The following is a 17314-nucleotide window of genomic DNA, read 5'->3' on the forward strand; positions in this document are numbered from 1 at the left end:
CCGCGATCCTGTCCAACAACCGCATCCATCCGCCGTTCGGCATGGCCGGCGGGCTGCCAGGGGCGCGCGGGCGCAATCGCGTCGAACGGGCGGACGGCAGCGTCGAGGAACTGGGCCATATCGGCAAGACCGCGATGGGTGCCGGCGACGTGTTCGTGATCGAGACGCCGGGCGGTGGCGGGTACGGCACGGCTACCAGGTAGGGTGGGCACCCCTGTGCCCCGCGCGAACGCTTGCGGTTCGCGAACGTTACGCGTGGGCACGTTTCATTTGGGGCCCCCGGCCCCAAATGCCCACCCTACGTCGAGATACCGTACTTGCGCTTGGCCGCCGCCAGCTCGGTGTCGAGCGCGGCCAGCCGCGGGTGCGCGGGATCGAGGGCGCGGATGTGCTCCAGCTGCTCTTCCGACAGCGCGGCGAGCGGGTGGTCCCAGCCCATTTCCATGATCTGGCGGAGCACGCCGCCGACGACGGCGATCATCACCTGCAGGTTGTTCGGCGCCATGTGCAGCGCCTCCAGCAGGGTCTGGACGGCGCCGCGCACGTCCCCCATGTTGCGCTTCTCGTCCGCCACGCCCAGCAGGATCTGGGCCTGCGCGCGCAGCTGCTTGCCCATGCCGTCCGCGAGGTCGGGCCGTCCGGCTTTCACGAACACGTTCAGCGCCTGCTGTGCGGACAGCGCGTCGTCGTTGCCGTTCAGTGCGCCCAGCAGGACTTCCGACGCCTCGTCGTCCATCCGGTGCGACAGGCAGGTTTGTGCGAGGTCCACGCGCATGCCCGACGACAGCGTACCGCCCGCGCGCACGGCGTCGACGGCCTGCTTCAGTTCCTTGACGGCGGCCGCGCCGTTGCCGGCCGCGTCGTGCAGCAATGCGACGGAGATGGCCTTGCACGCATCGGCCGCCGGCGTGCCGCGCAGCGAGCGTTCGAGGTCGCGGATCGTGGCGGAGGCTCCCTGCGGATCGCCCTTGCGCACGAGCGCCTTCACGAGGTTGACGTGGTCCTCGGGATTGCGGAATTCCGAGTAGCGCGAGCGCGTGACGACCTGGCGGAACGACTTCTCGGCGGCATCCGCGTCGCCGGTCTCGAGGGCCACCTCGCCCAGGCGGCGCAGGCGCCGCACGACGTACGGGGAGATGGAAACCGCGTCCTCGAGCGTCTTCCTGGCATCGAGGGCGTCGCCGCGTTCCTGCTGGCAGCGGGCGAGCAGGTCGTACGCGGCCATCAGGCGCGGGTTGTCGGCCACGATCTGTTCGAGCAGCGGAATGGCTTCGTCGGTGCGGCCCTGGGCGGCGAGCGCGCGTGCGAGGCCGAGCCGCGCCCAGCCGATGGGCTTGGCGGACAACACGTCCCGGTACACGGTCTCCGCCAGCTCGTGCTCCTTCAGCGAGGCGTGCAGTTCCGCGCGCAGGCGGACGAAGTCGAGCGCGTAGTGCGGCCGCGCGCGGGCCGATTCGATGGCGGTCTCGATGGCTTCGCGCGGATGGCCCTGGGCGATCAGCTGGTAGACCGGGAGCAGGGCGGCGCGGCGCGTGACGGCCTTCTGGATGCGGTGGTGCAGCACCTGCGCCGTGAATGGCTTCAGGATGTAGTCGGTGGGCGTCAGCTCGGCCGCGCTCACGACCTTGCCGTACGCGCCTTCCGCCGTCAGCATGATGAAGATGGCCCATGGCGGGATGATGCGGTGGTGGCGCAGGTCTTCCARCAACTGCTGGCCGTCCTGGCCTTCGTCCGTGCCACTGCCGAGGTCGTATTCGCACAGTATGATGTCGAACGACTTGCGCCCGAGCGCCTTGATGGCGGTGCCGGCGTTCACGGCCGATTCGATGCGCGTAATGCCCGACTGGCCCAGCATGTTCTGCAGGTTCGCGCGGACGCCCGGGGTGGGGTCGACGATCAGGACGCTCAGTTGCGTACTCAGCTGAGCGCTCAGTTGCGTACTCGACTGCGGCAAGGTCTGGCTGGATGGGCTATTTTCGGGCATGCGTAATGGGTAGCGGCTGGCAGTGCAGGGGCATTTTCCAGCACTACGATACCGCTTACTTGCACGGACGGCAAATATCGCCAGCGGTGCGCAGCCGGGTGAAGACCGGGACGGGTGGTAGGCTGTATAATAGCGGGCTTCTTTCACCCGCAGCCACGCTGCATCAACCGACTTTCCAGCCATGTTGATTCTGCCGGGTTCCAACGCCCTCTCTGCTTTCCGTAGCCAACGCCTCCTCACGCAACTGCAAGCCGTCGCCCCGACGATTGCCGACGTCGCGGCGCGCTACTACCACTTCATCGACGCAAGCGCGCCTCTGTCCGCGGAGGACACCGAGCGCCTCACCGCCATGCTCACCTATGGCGAGCCTGTGCCGGAAACGCAGTACGAGGGCGTGACCGAAGAATTCTTCGTGATCCCGCGCCTGGGCACCATTTCCCCGTGGGCGTCGAAAGCCACCGACATCGCCCACAACTGCGGCATGGCCCACATCCACCGCGTCGAACGCGGCGTCGCCTACAAGGTCGTGCTGAAGAGCGGCATCCTCGGTACGGGCTTCGGCGCGCCGAAGAAGCTGGCCGACGACCAATTGGCCGCCGTCGCCGCGCTGCTGCACGATCGCATGACGGAAACGGTGCTCCGCAGCGCCGACCAGGCGCAGGCCCTGTTCACGGAACTGGAAAGCCGTCCGCTGGACCAGATCGACGTGCTGGGCCAGGGCCGTGCCGCCCTCGTCGAAGCAAATGCCGCGATGGGCCTGGCGCTGGCCGAGGACGAGATCGACTACCTGTTCGACGCGTTCTCGAAAGTACAACGCAACCCGACCGACGTCGAGTTGATGATGTTCGCGCAGGCGAATTCGGAACACTGCCGCCACAAGATCTTCAACGCCGAATGGACCATCGACGGCGTCAAGCAGGACAAGTCGCTGTTCCAGATGATCAAGAACACGCACCAGCTGCAGCCGAAGGGCACCGTGGTGGCGTACAGCGACAACTCCGCGATCATGGAAGGTGCCGAAGCGCTGCGCTTCTTCCCGCAGGCGGACACCCAGGCGTATGCCCCGGTCACGCAGCTGACGCACACGCTGATGAAGGTCGAAACGCACAACCACCCGACCGCGATCTCCCCGTTCCCGGGCGCTTCCACGGGCGCCGGCGGCGAGATCCGCGACGAGGGCGCGACGGGCCGCGGCGCCAAGCCGAAGGCCGGCCTCACCGGTTTCACCGTGTCGAACCTGTACCTGCCGGATGCCGTGCAGCCATGGGAAAACGCGGCCAACGTCAACAGCGTGGACAAAACGGGTGCGGATAAAGTCTACGGCAAGCCGGAACGCATCGCGTCGCCGCTGCAGATCATGGTCGACGGCCCGCTGGGCGGCGCCGCGTTCAACAACGAATTCGGCCGTCCTAACCTGGGCGGCTATTTCCGCACGTACGAGCAGAACGTCGGTCCGACCGCCATCAACGGCAATACCGTGTTCGGCTACCACAAGCCGATCATGATCGCGGGCGGCATCGGCAATATCTCGGCCGCGCACACGCACAAGGACGACATCCCGGTCGGCAGCCTGCTGCTGCAGCTGGGGGGGCCGGGCATGCGCATCGGCATGGCCGGCGCGGCCGCCTCGTCGATGGCGACGGGCACCAACACGGCCGACCTGGACTTCGACTCGGTCCAGCGCGGCAACCCGGAGATGGAGCGCCGCGCGCAGGAAGTCATCAACAGCTGCTGGCAGCTGGGCGATGCGAACCCGATCATCTCGATCCACGACGTGGGCGCGGGCGGCATTTCGAACGCCTTCCCGGAAATCACGAACGACGCCAAACGCGGCGCCACGTTCGACCTGCGCAAGGTGCCGCTGGAAGAAAGCGGCATGTCGCCGAAGGAAATCTGGAGCAACGAGTCGCAGGAGCGCTACGTGCTTGCGATCTCGCCGGACGACCTGCCGCGCTTCGCCGCGATCTGCGAACGCGAGCGCTGCCCGTTCGCCGCGGTCGGCGTCGCAACGGAAGAGCGCCAGCTCCGCCTGATCGACCCGATCACGAACACCTCCCCGGTCGACATGCCGATGGATGTCCTGCTCGGCAAGCCGCCGAAGATGCACCGCAACGTCGAACACGTGGCAGAGCAGTTCAAGCCGGTCGACGTCACGGGCCTCGACCTGGAAGAAGTGGCGCGCCGCGTGCTGCTGCTGCCGACGGTGGCCGACAAATCGTTCCTCATCACCATCGGCGACCGCACCGTGGGCGGCATGAGCGTGCGCGACCAGATGGTCGGCCCATGGCAGGTGCCGGTGGCCGACTGCGCCGTCACCACCTTGAGCTTCGAAGGCTACAAGGGCGAGGCGATGGCGATGGGCGAGCGTACCCCGGTCGCCGTCATCGACGCCGCCGCGTCGGGCCGCATGGCCGTCGGCGAGGCGATCACGAACATCGCCGCCGCACCGATCGCGGACATCTCGGACATCAAGCTGTCCGCCAACTGGATGGCCGCCTGCGGCCAGCCGGGTCAGGACGCGGCGCTGTACGACACCGTGAAAGCTGTCGGGATGGAGTTGTGCCCGGCGCTGGGCGTGTCGATCCCGGTCGGCAAGGACTCGCTGTCGATGCGTACCACGTGGAGCGAAGACGGCGAAAACAAGGCGGTGGTATCGCCCGTCTCCCTGATCGTGTCGAGCTTCGCACCCGTCACCGACGTGCGCAAGACCCTGACGCCGCAACTGCGCACGGACCTGGGCGACACGTCGCTGATCCTGATCGACCTGGGCCGCGGCAAGAACCGCCTCGGCGCCTCCGCGCTGGCACAGGTCACGCAGCAGTTGGGCAACGACACGCCGGACGTCGACAACCCGGCCGACCTGAAGGCATTCTTCGCCGCGATCCAGCAACTGAACGACGAGGGCAAGCTGCTCGCTTACCACGACCGTTCGGACGGGGGGCTGTACGCCACGCTGTGCGAGATGGCCTTCGCGGGCCGCGCCGGCGTCTCCGTCAACCTGGACATCCTGACGATGGAAGGCGAACACGCCTCCGACCACGGCGACGCCAAGAACTGGGCGGCGCAGGTGGGCGAGCGCCGCAACGACCTGACCTTGCGCGCGCTGTTCAGCGAAGAACTGGGCGCGGTCGTGCAGGTTCGTGCCGATGAAAAGTCGGCTGTCATGAACGTGCTGCGCTCGTTCGACCTGGGCGCCTGCAGCCACATCATCGGCAAGGTGAACGACCGTGGCGTCGTGGAATTCACGCGCGACACGAAGGTCATCTACAACAAGCGCCGCAGCGAACTGCACCGCTTGTGGAGCGAGACGAGCTGGCGCATCGCGCGCCTGCGCGACAACCCGGCATGCGCCGACCAGGAATACGAACGCTTGCTGGACGAACAGGACCCGGGCTTCACGCCCAAACTGGTGCACGACACGACCGTGAACATCGCCGCGCCGTTCATTGCGACGGGTGCGCGTCCGACCGTGGCGATCCTGCGCGAACAGGGCGTCAACTCGCACATCGAGACGGCATGGGCCGTGCACCAGGCGGGCTTCAACGCCGTTGACGTGCACATGAGCGACCTGATCGCGGGCCGCGCCAGGCTGGACGACTTCAACGGGCTGATTGCGGTGGGCGGCTTCTCGTACGGCGACGTGCTGGGTGCCGGCGAGGGCTGGGCCAAGACGATCCTGTTCAATGCCGAGCTGAAGGCCGCGTTCGCGCAATTCTTCGGCCGTGGCGACACGTTCGGCCTGGGCGTCTGCAACGGCTGCCAGATGATGAGCAACCTGAAGTCCATCATTCCGGGCGCGGAAGCGTGGCCGAAGTTCACCCGCAACAAGTCGGAACAGTTCGAGGCGCGCTTCGGCATGGTCGAGGTGATGGATTCGCCGTCGATTTTCTTCCAGGACCTCGCGGGCACGCATGCGCCGCTGGCGATCGCGCACGGCGAAGGCTTTGCCGACTTCTCGCAGACGGGCGACATTACGCAGGTCGTGAAGGCCCTGCGCTACATCGACAACCGCGGCGCCGCCACCGAGGCGTATCCGTTCAATCCGAACGGTTCGCCGGAAGGCCTGACCGCCGTGACGACGCCGGATGGCCGCTTCACCGTCATGATGCCGCACGCGGAGCGCGTGGCCCGTACGGTGACCATGTCGTGGCATCCGGACGGCTGGGGCGAGGATTCGCCGTGGGCGCGCATGTTCCAGAATGCGCGGAAGTGGGTCGGTTAAATCGGGATTTAGTCGCCTGGTTCAGGAGCGCCTCTGTTGAGGCGCTTTTTTTTGCGTCTTGTGAAGCCAGGGCGGGCTGTCAAAAATCCACATTCATGCGCGGTCAAGCAGGATTTTTCGGAGTGGTATATGATGATCGTCATGCCGAACAAGTCAACTCATCGAAATGCCATGCGTACTACCCAGAGCCGCAAGGAAGTGACACACGACCGCATCGTGAAGGTGGCCGCACGTGCGATCCGGCGCAGCGGTTATGCCGGCACCGGGGTGGCGGACATCATGAAAGAAGCCGGGCTTACGCACGGCGGTTTTTATGCGCACTTCGCGTCGCGCGAGGCCCTGCTTGCCGAAGCGGCAGACTGCGCCGGCGCCGCGGCGGTCGGGGTGTCGTCCAACATCGCTGCCGCTGCGCCTCCCGGGCAGTCGTTGCAGGCGCTGATGCGTGCTTATTTGTCGCAGCAGCACCTGGAAGACGTTGAAAATGGCTGCCCGGTGGCCGCGCTTGGCTCCGAGATGCATCGCCAGGCGCCGGAGGTGCGGCATGCTGCCACGCGCCACATCAAGGAGATGATCGACCTGGTAGCCCGCCAATTGCCCAACTGGGGAGCGCCCGGTGCGCACGAACAAGCCATGTTCATCGTCAGTTCGATGATAGGAACGCTGGTGATGGCGCGGGCAGTCGATGACGCCAGGCTGTCCGACGCTTTACGTGAAACAACGCTCAAGCACTTCTCGGAGGTTGGCAAATAAGGCCAGCCCGCCAGGCCGCGCGTTAAGCTTTTTTTAGTGCAAATATGACGCCCGTCATATTTGTGGGGTCAACATTAGGAGGAAGTACGATGAACAACAAGATCGCAATCGTGACTGGCGCGTCGTCAGGTATCGGCGAGGTCACTGCCGAGCAGCTCTCCAGGGCGGGTTACAAAGTCTACGGCACCAGCCGCCGCGGCGCGCACGGGAACGGCGCCCACCGCAGTTTCGACATGCTGGCTCTGGATGTGACCAGCGACGAGTCCGTGACAGCCGCGGTCAGGGARGTGCTCCGGCGTGAAGGACGCATCGATCTGCTGGTCAACAATGCAGGATTCGGCATCGCACCCGCTGCGGCCGAAGAGAGTTCGATCGAGCAGGCGCAGGCGATCTTCGATACCAACTTCTTCGGCACCCTCCGGATGATCCGCGCCGTCTTGCCGCACATGCGGCAGCGTGGGAGCGGACGCATCATCAACATAAGCTCGGTATTGGGTTTTGTGCCGATGCCGTACATGGCGTTGTACTCGGCCACCAAACACGCGATGGAAGCATATTCGGAATCGCTGGATCAAGAGTTGCGCACCCAGGGCATTCGTGTTTCGCTGGTCGAACCGGCCTACATCAAGTCGGCGTTCGACGCCAACCAGCTGCAGCCGGATCAGGCGCTCGACGAGTATCGCGACCTGCGCGCAGGACTCGACCGGCGCGTCAAGCAAGCCCTGGAAGGCGCGGATGGCCCGGACGTGGTCGCCGCGACGGTGGTGCAGGTGGCAGGAGCGGCTATACCGAAAGTGCGCTACACCTCGGGCGCGCTGGCTGGCAGGCTGCGCTTTTTGCGCCGATTTGCGCCGGCAGCGCTGGTCGAAGCCGGTGTGCGCAAGGATCTGAGGCTGGACTCCCAGCCCGGAGTTCGCAAATTCGTCCCGGCGCCGTGACCAGAATCTACGAGAATTCCTTACGATAAGAACAGGCGCGTCCCATGAAAGCATTCTTTATCAATCGCTACGGCAAATCGGACGTCCTCACGTCGGGCGACCTGCCGGAGCCGATGCTGCGCGACGATGACGTCATGGTGCAGATTCACGCAGCCGGCGTCAATCCCCTGGACAACAAGATCCGCAGCGGCGAATTCAAACTACTGTTGCCACACAAAATGCCGTTGATCCTGGGTACTGATCTGGCTGGCGTCGTGGTGCGCGTGGGTGCGCGCGTGCGTCGCTTCAAGGTGGGAGATGAAGTCTACGCACGGCCGGATGACGACCGCATCGGTACATTTGCCGAATTCATCGCCGTAAAAGAAGACTCGGTCGCCCTCAAGCCGTCCAACCTCACGATGGAAGAAGCCGCGTCCATTCCGCTGGTGGCACTCACCGCATGGCAGACGCTTGTCGACAAAGGCAAGTTAAAGAAGGGGCAGAAAGTACTGATACACGCTGGCTCGGGCGGTGTCGGCACGATGGCGATCCAGCTCGCCAGGCATCTCGGCGCGACGGTCGCCACGACCGCCAGCGCGGCGAACGCGAACATGCTGAAAGACCTGGGCGCCGACATCGTCATCGATTACAGGAAGGATGATTTCTCGACGAAGCTGGAGGGCTATGACCTCGTGCTCGATACCCAGGGCGGGGAGACGCTGAAGAAATCGCTCGCCGTGCTCAGGCCCGGCGGCAAGCTGATCGGCATTGCCGGGCCGCCGGATCCCGATTTTGCCAGGCAAATTGGTGCGAATGGATTTGTGAGCCTCGTGATGCGCCTGCTCAGTCACGGTATCCGGAAAGCGGCCAGACGCGCTGGCGCCACCTACTCGTTCCACTTCATGACACCCAACGGGAGGCAACTGGGCGAGATCACCAGGTTGATCGAAGCCGGCCGTATCCGGCCGGTGGTCGACCGCGTCTTCCCGTTCGAGGAAACCAGACGGGCACTGGACTACGTCGAAACCGGACGCACGAGAGGCAAGGCCGTGATCAGGGTGGCGCCCCGGACTGTCGAGTTGTAGTTCGGCGCTCGCATCGGACGCCATCAAGCGACCAGCAGCGCCCCAAGCGCCAGCCCCGCCGGCACCGTCTGCACGACGAGGATGCGCCGCRACACGGTCGCCGCGCCCCAAATCCCCGCGATCGCGACGCAGACGAGCCCGAACACGACGAACGCGCGGCCCGTGTGCGGTTCCGGATACACGAGTCCTACGGCCAGCATCGCGGCCAGAAAGCCGTTATAACAGCCCTGGTTCGACATCAGCGGCGCCAGCGCATCGACCTGGCCATCCTTCAACCCGAAGACCTTCCTGCCGCGCGTGCGGAACAGGACGGTCTCGATGAGGACGATGTAGACGTGGATGGCGATGACGACGGCGGTCAGTACGGTGGCAATCAGCGGCATGGGCATTTCCGGTCAGTAGAAATGTACATACTGTACCGTATGCGCCACCGTTTGCGGTATCCATCCAGCGTCCGTCAGCCTTCGGGAACCTGTGCGAACAGTGCCAGCAACTTCGCCGCATCGATCGGCTTCACAAGGTGGTGGTCGAAGCCCGCTGCCGTCGATTTCTTCCTGTCCTGGTCCTGGCCGTATCCCGTGACGGCGATCAGGGTCGCCTGTTCGAGACCCGGTGTCGCGCGCAGCCGGCGCGCGAGCGCGAAACCGTCCATGTCGGGCAGGCCGATATCGAGCAGGCAGACCTGGGGATGCAGGTCGCGGCCGCGCTCGATGGCGCTGGCAGCGTCGTATTCGACGGTGACGTCGTGCCCGGCCGACGTGAGGAGCATGCCCAGCATGTTGGCCGCGTCGGCATTGTCATCGACCAGCAGTACGCGCATGGGCGGCGCGGTATCCGGCCGTGCGGGACCCGGTTCGCCGGGCGGCGCCGCGTCGGACGGTTGTCCGGCGTGYCGGGGCAGGCGGAGCGTGAACCTGCTGCCCATCCCCAGGCCTGCGCTTTCGGCCTGAATGCTGCCGCCATGGAGCTTGACCAGGTTCTTTACCAACGGCAGCCCGAGCCCGAGTCCGCCCTGGGAACGGTCCGAGCTCCGTTCCGCCTGCGTGAACAGGTCGAAGACGTGGGGTACCAGTTCGGGCGCCATGCCGATGCCGTCGTCCGAGAACTCGACGACGATCTCGTCCGCCGTCGCCAGCAGGCATGCAGTGATGTGACCACCGTCCGTCGTGTATTTTGCCGCGTTGTTGAGGAGATTGACGGCGATCTGCACCATGCGTTTATGGTCGCCCAGCACGATGGCCGCTTCAGGCGGGAGATCCAGTCGCAGCTGGTGCTTGCGCTCCTTGACCAGTGGGCCGACCTGTTCCACCGCTTCTTTCAGGATGTCGCGAAAGTCGGTCGGTTCCTTGACGAGTTTGATCAGGTTCCTGGTGACCCGGGCGATGTCGAGCAAGTCTTCGATCAGGCTGGACATGTGCGCCACCTGCCGGGAGATGATGCCGCAACTCTGTTCCACCTTGCCGCGGTCGCCCGCGACGAGCTGGAGCAGTTGCGCCGCGGCGCCGATGGGCGCCAGCGGGTTGCGCAGCTCGTGGGCCAGCATGGCGAGGAATTCATCCTTCCGCTGGTCGGCCAGGCGGATCTGGTACTGTCGCAGCCGCGTGCGCACGGCCGCGCGCACGGCACTGATCAACGTGGAGGCGTGGACGGGCCGTTCCAGCAGCGTCAGGTTGCCCAGCCGCTCGTAGGCGCCGCGGATCCAGGGCGAGTCGCCGCCGGGCTTGGTCAGGACGACGAGCGGCAGGTCGGACCAGGTCTGCTGGTGGTTGAGGAAATCCGTCAGCGCTGCGGTCGCGGTCGGCGGCAGGGCTTCTTCCACCGAGAGCAGGGCCGCGGCACCGTCGTGCAGCGCCACCAGGACGTCGTCGAGCGTATCCCGCACGAGCACGTCGAAACCGGCGTGCTGGAGCGCGCTCGCCGCCAGCTCGGCATCCTTTCGTACGGTGGCGTGGATCAGGATCCGCCGTTCCTCGGTTTCAGTCATGTGCATCATGCTCCTGGCCCGGCGGCTCGGCCAATTCCGGGACGCCCGTCAACACCCCGCGGAATTGCCGCAGGATCGGCCCGACCTGGATGCCGGACGACGTGATCGCCATCTGGCGGATCGTCCGCTCGTGGAAACCGATGCGTTTCTTGAAGACGGACAGTGCCTGGCGTACTTCGCCGAACGCTTCGAAATAGCGCAGCATGATGACGTTGTCCGCGATGTAGCTGGCGCTGATGTCGGCCTGGCCCGTATCGCCCAGCAGGCCGTGTTGTACCGCGACGAGGAATGTGTTCACGCCACGCTGCCCGAGATAGGCCAGCAATTCGTGCAGGTGGCTCGACAGTTGCTTTTCGTTCGGCATCGCGTGGAGAAACCCGTTCAGGCTGTCGAGGACGACGACTTTCGTGCCCTCGCCGACGTGCTTGCAGATGTCGTGGATGAACTCGCCGGGCGTGAGCTGGGCGGGATCGACCTGCACCAGATTGACGAGCCCGGCAGCGAGCGGCGTGCGGAAATCGAAGCCGAGGCCGTCGGCACGATGCAGGAAGGTGGAGACGGACTCTTCGAACAGGAAGAGCGCCGCCGGCTGCTGCCGCTGCAACGCGGCAAGGGCGAACTGTGATACCAGCGACGACTTGCCGGCGCCGGCCGGCCCGACGACCAGGGTGCTGGTGCCTTCCTCGATGCCGCCTCCGAGCAGCAGGTCGAGCTCCGGCAGTCCACTGCCCAGGAGGGTGCGCCCGGTCTGTTCGCGCGATTCGGCCGCAATGAGCCGCGGGTACACGACCAGTCCGCCGTGCCGGATCTTGTAGTCGTGCGTCCCTTCGCGAAACGCGATGCCGCGATACTTGATGACTTCGGCCCTGCGGCGGAATCCGCCGTAATCGGTGGCGATACGGTCCAGCCTGATGACGCCGTGGGCAATGCTGCGCGTGTGCAGGTCACCACCGTCTTCCGTCCGGTCGTTCAGCAGCAGGGTGGTGCAGGAACGCCGTGCGAAATATTGTCTGAAAGCGAGTATCTGGCGGCGATAGACCAGCAGGCTCGAGGCAAGCAGTTGTAGTTCGGACAGAGAATCGAGGACGACGCGCGTCGGCCGTACCGCATCGATCACCGTGAGGATGTCCTGCGTCGTCGCCGCCGTTTCGACGTCGCTCGGGTGAAAGATCGTGTACTGTTCCTCGGGCTTGAGGATGCTTTCCGGCGGTAGGACCTCGTGGACGTGAATGCCGTCCATCGTCCAGCCGTGCGAGGCGGCGACTTCTTCGATTTCCGTCTTGCTTTCGGACAGCGTGATGTACAGCACGGGCTCGCCCTGTTTCACGCCTTCGAGCAGGAATTGCAGCGCCAGCGTCGTCTTGCCGGACCCGGGCTCGCCCTCGATCAGGTACAGCCGGTCGCGGATGAAACCGCCGCGCAGGATCTCGTCGAGTCCTGCGATACCGCTCGACATGAAGGAAACGACAGAATCGCCTTGTTGTCCCATGAGAGATGCCCGGCTGGTGCGCTGATCGGCGCAATGTGTGCAGTGTACACCCGGCGGGAAGAGTCCCGGCGCGCGCCGGACCCGCGCGCCACCCGCCGGGCGCCAGCTTCAGCGTATCAGCTTGTCCAGCTCCGGCTGCATCTCGCGCTGCCAGATCTTGTAGCCTTCCGCATTCGGGTGGAGCAGGTCCGGCATGATGTCCTTGGACAACGTGCCGTCCGGCGCCAGGATGGCCTTGTTGATGTTCATGAAGAACACATGCTTGCCATCCGCCAGCTGCGGCAGCATCGCGTTGACCTTTTCGTTTGACACACGCAAGCCGTCGTCCGGTTTCTCGCCGCGCGGGAAGATGGCCAGCAGCAGCAGTTTCGCGTGCGGCTGGCGCTTGCGGATTTCCTGGATGTCGCGCTTGATGCCGGCGTAGATCAGCTCCGGCGCCTCGTGGCGGGAACYGGTGTTGTTCGTGCCGATCATCATCACGACGACCTTCGGCTTGATGCCGTCGATCTCGCCGTGCTGCAGGCGCCACAGGACGTTTTCGGTGCGGTCGCCGCCATAGCCCAGGTTCAGCGCGTGGTACTTGCCCCAGTACTCGTCCCACAGGGGCTTGTTATGCTGTTCCCAGTTGTGCGTGATCGAATCGCCGATGAAGACCAGGTCGGTCGGCTCGCCGGCGGCCTTGCGGCGGGCGATCTCGGCCAGTTTCTCCTGGTGGCGCGGCATCCACCAGTCGAGCGACCACGATTCGATCAGCGGCGACGGCGTCACGCTGGCCGTTTCGAGATCGGGGCAGGTCTCGTTCGGCTTGCCCGTCCTGTCGATGCGGATGTTCGCGATCTCGACGTCGCCATTGCCCGTGGTGTCCAGCGCGAACGGTTGGCGCACGGCACTGAAATCGTCGCCCTTGCGGTGGAAGCACGACAACGCAAAGCTCAGGTGCTGCCAGCCCTTGCCCTGCGCGGCGCGTGCCGGCACGACGTAGTTGACCTTGCGTTCGCAGTTGTTGCCGCAGTCGAGGCGGAATGCGACGCCGCCGCTCGCCAGTTCGTTCACCTTCAGGTCGAACGACACCGTGCCTTTGGCCAGGTAGGGGCGCAGATCGATCGGTTCGCTTTGCAGGCGCGCCGTGGCAAACCACGCGTTCTTCCAGGTCAGGCCGAGGGCGTCGGCGCCTGCATCCTTGCCGGTGCGGCGCGCTTCGACGACGGCGCTGGGTTGTTTCGGATCCGTGGGCATGCGGCCGGTGTCGGCCGTCAGCGGCTGCTGGACGTCGAAGTCGCCGAACATGACTTGCGCGCCGGGCAGCGGTTGGCCGACGTACAGCGGCAAGGTCGAGGCCTGCKTGGCGGCGGAAGCTGCGGTGGCAGCCAGCATGGACAGCGCAAGGGCGGTGGAGCGGGGCGGTTTCATATGTCTCGGATTGATTTTTTGGTCGTACAAATTGGGTCGGCTAAAAAAAAGCGCCCACCAAGGAGCGCTTTCTTTCTGCCAGACCAGCTTACTGGATCTTGGCTTTCTTCATCAGCTCTTCGCGATACGCAGCCAGCTTGCGCTGTTGCAGCGATTCCGCGACTTGCTGCTTGACTTCTTCCAGCGGCGGGACCTTGGACGGACGGACGTCTTCCAGCTTGATCACGTGGTAGCCGAACTGCGTCTTCACCGGGGTTTCGGTGATGGCGCCTTTTTGCAGCGAGGTCATGGCCTTCGAGAACTCCGGCACGAACGAGGCCGGGCTGGCCCAGTCCAGGTCGCCGCCGTTCTGTGCCGAGCCCGGGTCTTTCGACTGCTTGGCCAGGTCTTCGAACTTGGCGCCGCCTTTCAGCTTGGCGATGATCTGCTTGGCTTCGTCTTCGGTAGCGACCAGGATGTGGCGCGCGTGGTATTCCTTCTCGCCCATTTGTGCCTTGTACTTGTCGTACTCGGCCTTGATATCGGCATCCTTGACCGGATTCTTCTTGATGTAGTCGGCCAGCATCGCGTTGATGATGATGCTCTGGCGGGCATTGTCGATTGCGTTCTTGACGTCCGGACGGGTGCCGACGCCTTGCTTGTCTGCTTCCTGGATCAGGACTTCGCGGCCGATCAGGTCTTTCTTGATTGCCTCGCGCAGTTGCGGGGAATCGGTTGCCTTGCCCTGGGCGACGACCTGTTTGACCACCTGGTCAACCTTGGCCGCGGGGATGGGTTTGCCATTGACGGTCGCAACGTTCTGCGCGAACGACGGCAGGGCTACCATCGCGGTCAATGCTAACAACAGGCGGGCTGGCTTCACAATCATTTATTCGATCCTATCTAAAACCGGTGGCGTGAGCGTCCGGTGGTCAACACGAAAAGTCGCTGGGCGACGAAAACCGGCGGCCTGGGCCGCCGGCGCTGCAATGTTACTGCACCTTTGCCTTCTTGACCATTTCCTCTTGGTACGCGGCCAGCTTTTGCTGGGTCAGCGCTTCCGAGATCTGCGGCTTGACTTCGTCCAGCGCCGGCAGTTTGGCCGGGCGGACGTCGTCCAGCTTGATCACGTGGTAGCCGACCTGGGTCTTGACCGGGTTCTCGGTAATGGCGCCTTTCTGCAGGCTGGTGAAGCCCGCGGCGAACTCCGGCGGGAACGACGACGGGCTCGCCCAATCCAGGTCGCCGCCGTTGTTGGCGGTGCCGGTGTCTTTCGACTGCTTGGCCAGGTCTTCGAACTTGGCGCCGCCCTTCAGCTTGGCGATGGCTGCCTTCGCTTCGTCTTCCGTCGCGAACAGGATATGGCGCACGTGGTATTCCTTGTCGCCGGTCTGCTTGGCGAAGCGGTCGTACTCGGCCTTGATCTCGGCGTCGGTGACCGGATGCTTCGTGATGTAGTCGCGTGCGAGCGCGTTGATCACGATGGTCTGGCGGGCGTTCTCCAATGCCGCCTTGACTTCCGGGTTCTTGTCGTAGCCCTGCTTGATGGCTTCCTGCATCATCACTTCGCGCGAGATCAGGTCTTTCTTGATGGCTTCACGCAGTTGCGGGCTGTCCGTGCCCTGGCCTTGCGCGACGACCTGCTTGACGATGGCATCGGCGCGCGACGAGGGGATAGCCTTGCCGTTCACCACGGCGAGGTTCTGCGCGAACGAAGGCGAGTATGCGAAGGATGCGGCGATAGCGATCAGGGCTAACAGCAGCCGTGCTGGCTTAAAAGTCATTTCGATTCCTGTGAGGGGGGTTGCTTGGACGAGGATTTGATTAGTTTTTGTAATGCGTAGCGCATTCTGGAACAGCTTACTTACAACTCACTTAAGACTCCCTGAAATCGCGCCGTCACGATTGTTCGGACGGTGCGACGGCGGTGATCGCCAGGGCATGGATGTCGGTCTGCATCATACCTTGCACGGCATCATATACCAGTCGATGACGCATGACCAGCCTCAGTCCCTCGAACTGTTCCGAAACGATTTTCACTCTGTAATGGCCCCCGCCGGAGGCCGCGCCGGCATGGCCGGCGTGCAGGTGCGAATCGTCGCCGACCTCGAGTTCGGACGGATTCAGCGCGGCCGTCAGCGACTGCCGGATACGTTCCACGCGGTCGTCCATCAGGCGTCTCCCTTGCCGTGGCCAGGCTGTTCCTGGTCCTCGATGTACTTCGACAGCATCAGCGTCTGGACGACGATGAAAGCGAAGAAGATGCCCGTGATGCCGAACAGCTTGAAGTTGACCCAGGCACCCGTGTTGCCCTTGAAGACGATGAACGCCATCACGAGGTTCAGCACGCCGATCGCCGCGAAGAACGTCATCCACGCATAGCCGACCTTGGCCCAGACGGCGTCCGGCAGGCGGATCTGCGCTTCCATCACCTTGCGCATCAGGTTGTTGCGGAAGCCGACCTGGGCGACGAACAGCGCCAGCGCGAAGGCCCAGTACAGGATCGTCGGTTTCCACATGATGAAGGTCTGGTCGTGGAAATAGATCGTCGCGCCGCCCGTCACGACGATGACGCCCAGCGACAGCCACAGCATGCCGTCGACCTTGCGGCCACGGGCGAGCAGGTACAGGATCTGCAGCACGGTCGCGACGATGCCGACAGCGGTCGCCAGCATGATCGGCGACTGTTCCGCCGTGATGCTGCCGCCCGAGATCAGGCCGCCCATGTATTGGACCGCGAGCGCGTGCGCGGCTTCCTGGTGGCCATCGGCGAACTTGTAGACGATGAAGAAGAGAATGACCGGGAGCAGGTCGAACAGGAATTTCATGATGGATGGTCGTCCTGGTTCAGACCGGCTCGAAGCGGAGCGCGGCCGAGTTGATGCAATAGCGGAGGCCGGTCGGCGGTGGGCCGTCCGGGAACACGTGGCCCAGGTGGGCGTCGCACACGGCGCAGATGATTTCCGTGCGCACCATGCCGTGGCTGCGGTCCACTTTCTCGATGACATTGTCGGGGTCGAGGGCGCGGAAATAGCTGGGCCAGCCGCAGCCGGAGTCGAACTTGGCGTCCGATTCGAACAGCGGCGTGTCGCAGCACACGCAACGGTAGATGCCGTGTTCGTGGTGGTCCCAGTATTTGCCGGTGAAGGCGCGTTCGGTGGCCGCGTGGCGCGCTACCTGGTATTCCATCGGATCGAGCTGCGCGCGCCATTCGGCGTCGGTCTTCGTCACTTTGTCGGTCATGATCCCTCTATCGTTTTTGGTGTCAGGAAGGGCAGCTCACGAGGAACAGCTCACTTCGAGATGAGATGCCCAGTCCGGCGGCAGTGCCGCATAGGCGTCGTTCCCCGGCTGTTCGTCGAACGGACGTTCGAGCACGGCCAGCAGTCGGCGCACTTCTTCGTAATCGCCATTCTGCGCCTTTTCGATCGCCACTTGGGCGAGATAGTTGCGCAGGACATACTTGGGGTTGACTGCATGCATCGCAACCCGTC

At 64.4% G+C, this 17314-nt stretch carries 15 protein-coding genes and 1 pseudogene; 5 read left to right on the forward strand and 11 right to left on the reverse strand.

Annotated elements, in window-relative coordinates:
- The coding region (locus tag AC1DYX_RS15780) for a hydantoinase B/oxoprolinase family protein (protein ID WP_477260404.1) at positions 1–203 on the forward strand (203 nt) is incomplete at its 5' end.
- 95 nt (positions 204–298) lie between these two features.
- On the opposite strand, the gene AC1DYX_RS15785 is transcribed toward AC1DYX_RS15780, so the two are convergent.
- On the reverse strand, positions 299–1984 hold the full coding sequence (locus AC1DYX_RS15785) for a response regulator (RefSeq protein ID WP_477260406.1): 1686 nt from the start codon (positions 1982–1984) through the stop codon (positions 299–301).
- A gap of 181 nt (positions 1985–2165) precedes the next feature.
- On the opposite strand from AC1DYX_RS15785, the gene purL reads away from it, so the two are divergent.
- The 4 genes from purL to AC1DYX_RS15805 all read left to right on the forward strand — a co-directional run bounded on the left by purL (position 2166) and on the right by AC1DYX_RS15805 (position 8958).
- Positions 2166–6206, forward strand: coding sequence for a phosphoribosylformylglycinamidine synthase (gene purL, locus AC1DYX_RS15790; protein ID WP_477260408.1), 4041 nt, complete (start codon positions 2166–2168; stop codon positions 6204–6206).
- Positions 6207–6335: 129 nt separating this feature from the next.
- Positions 6336–6956 carry a TetR/AcrR family transcriptional regulator gene (locus tag AC1DYX_RS15795; RefSeq protein ID WP_477260410.1) on the forward strand — a complete coding sequence of 207 codons (621 nt, stop codon included), beginning with the start codon at positions 6336–6338 and terminating at the stop codon, positions 6954–6956.
- An 89-nt stretch (positions 6957–7045) separates the two neighbouring features.
- Positions 7046–7894, forward strand: coding sequence for an oxidoreductase (locus AC1DYX_RS15800; protein WP_477260412.1), 849 nt, complete (start codon positions 7046–7048; stop codon positions 7892–7894).
- A 44-nt stretch (positions 7895–7938) separates the two neighbouring features.
- A complete protein-coding gene (locus AC1DYX_RS15805; RefSeq protein WP_477260414.1) occupies positions 7939–8958 on the forward strand; it encodes an NADP-dependent oxidoreductase in 1020 nt (339 codons plus the stop codon).
- Positions 8959–8981: 23 nt separating this feature from the next.
- On the opposite strand, the gene AC1DYX_RS15810 is transcribed toward AC1DYX_RS15805, so the two are convergent.
- The 10 genes and pseudogenes from AC1DYX_RS15810 to AC1DYX_RS15855 form a co-directional block, all read right to left on the reverse strand.
- A complete protein-coding gene (locus AC1DYX_RS15810) occupies positions 8982–9341 on the reverse strand; it encodes a DUF1304 domain-containing protein (protein ID WP_477260416.1) in 360 nt (119 codons plus the stop codon).
- A 74-nt stretch (positions 9342–9415) separates the two neighbouring features.
- Entirely contained in the window at positions 9416–10942 is a 1527-nt protein-coding gene (locus AC1DYX_RS15815) for an ATP-binding response regulator (RefSeq protein WP_477260418.1), read from the reverse strand.
- On the reverse strand, positions 10935–12398 hold the full coding sequence (locus AC1DYX_RS15820; RefSeq protein WP_477260420.1) for an ATPase domain-containing protein: 1464 nt from the start codon (positions 12396–12398) through the stop codon (positions 10935–10937). Before AC1DYX_RS15820 ends, AC1DYX_RS15815 begins: the two co-directional genes overlap by 8 nt.
- A 141-nt stretch (positions 12399–12539) precedes the next feature.
- A complete protein-coding gene (locus AC1DYX_RS15825; protein WP_477260422.1) occupies positions 12540–13841 on the reverse strand; it encodes a putative glycoside hydrolase in 1302 nt (433 codons plus the stop codon).
- Between the two features lie 88 nt (positions 13842–13929).
- A complete protein-coding gene (locus AC1DYX_RS15830) occupies positions 13930–14709 on the reverse strand; it encodes a peptidylprolyl isomerase (protein ID WP_477260424.1) in 780 nt (259 codons plus the stop codon).
- A gap of 103 nt (positions 14710–14812) precedes the next feature.
- Positions 14813–15604, reverse strand: coding sequence for a peptidylprolyl isomerase (locus AC1DYX_RS15835; protein ID WP_477260426.1), 792 nt, complete (start codon positions 15602–15604; stop codon positions 14813–14815).
- A gap of 115 nt (positions 15605–15719) precedes the next feature.
- Positions 15720–15992, reverse strand: coding sequence for a BolA family protein (locus tag AC1DYX_RS15840; protein WP_477260428.1), 273 nt, complete (start codon positions 15990–15992; stop codon positions 15720–15722).
- Complete coding sequence (locus AC1DYX_RS15845) at positions 15992–16648, reverse strand: septation protein A (protein ID WP_477260430.1); 657 nt, start codon at positions 16646–16648, stop codon at positions 15992–15994. The genes AC1DYX_RS15840 and AC1DYX_RS15845 overlap by 1 nt, the downstream gene beginning before the upstream one ends.
- A gap of 19 nt (positions 16649–16667) precedes the next feature.
- The gene (gene msrB / locus AC1DYX_RS15850; protein ID WP_477260432.1) at positions 16668–17063 is read right to left on the reverse strand and encodes a peptide-methionine (R)-S-oxide reductase MsrB; all 396 of its coding nucleotides are present in this window, start codon (positions 17061–17063) and stop codon (positions 16668–16670) included.
- Between the two features lie 36 nt (positions 17064–17099).
- A pseudogene (locus AC1DYX_RS15855) lies at positions 17100–17314 on the reverse strand (hypothetical protein); the annotation flags it as partial.

The sequence above is a fragment of the Massilia sp. P2_C2 genome (assembly GCF_056404615.1).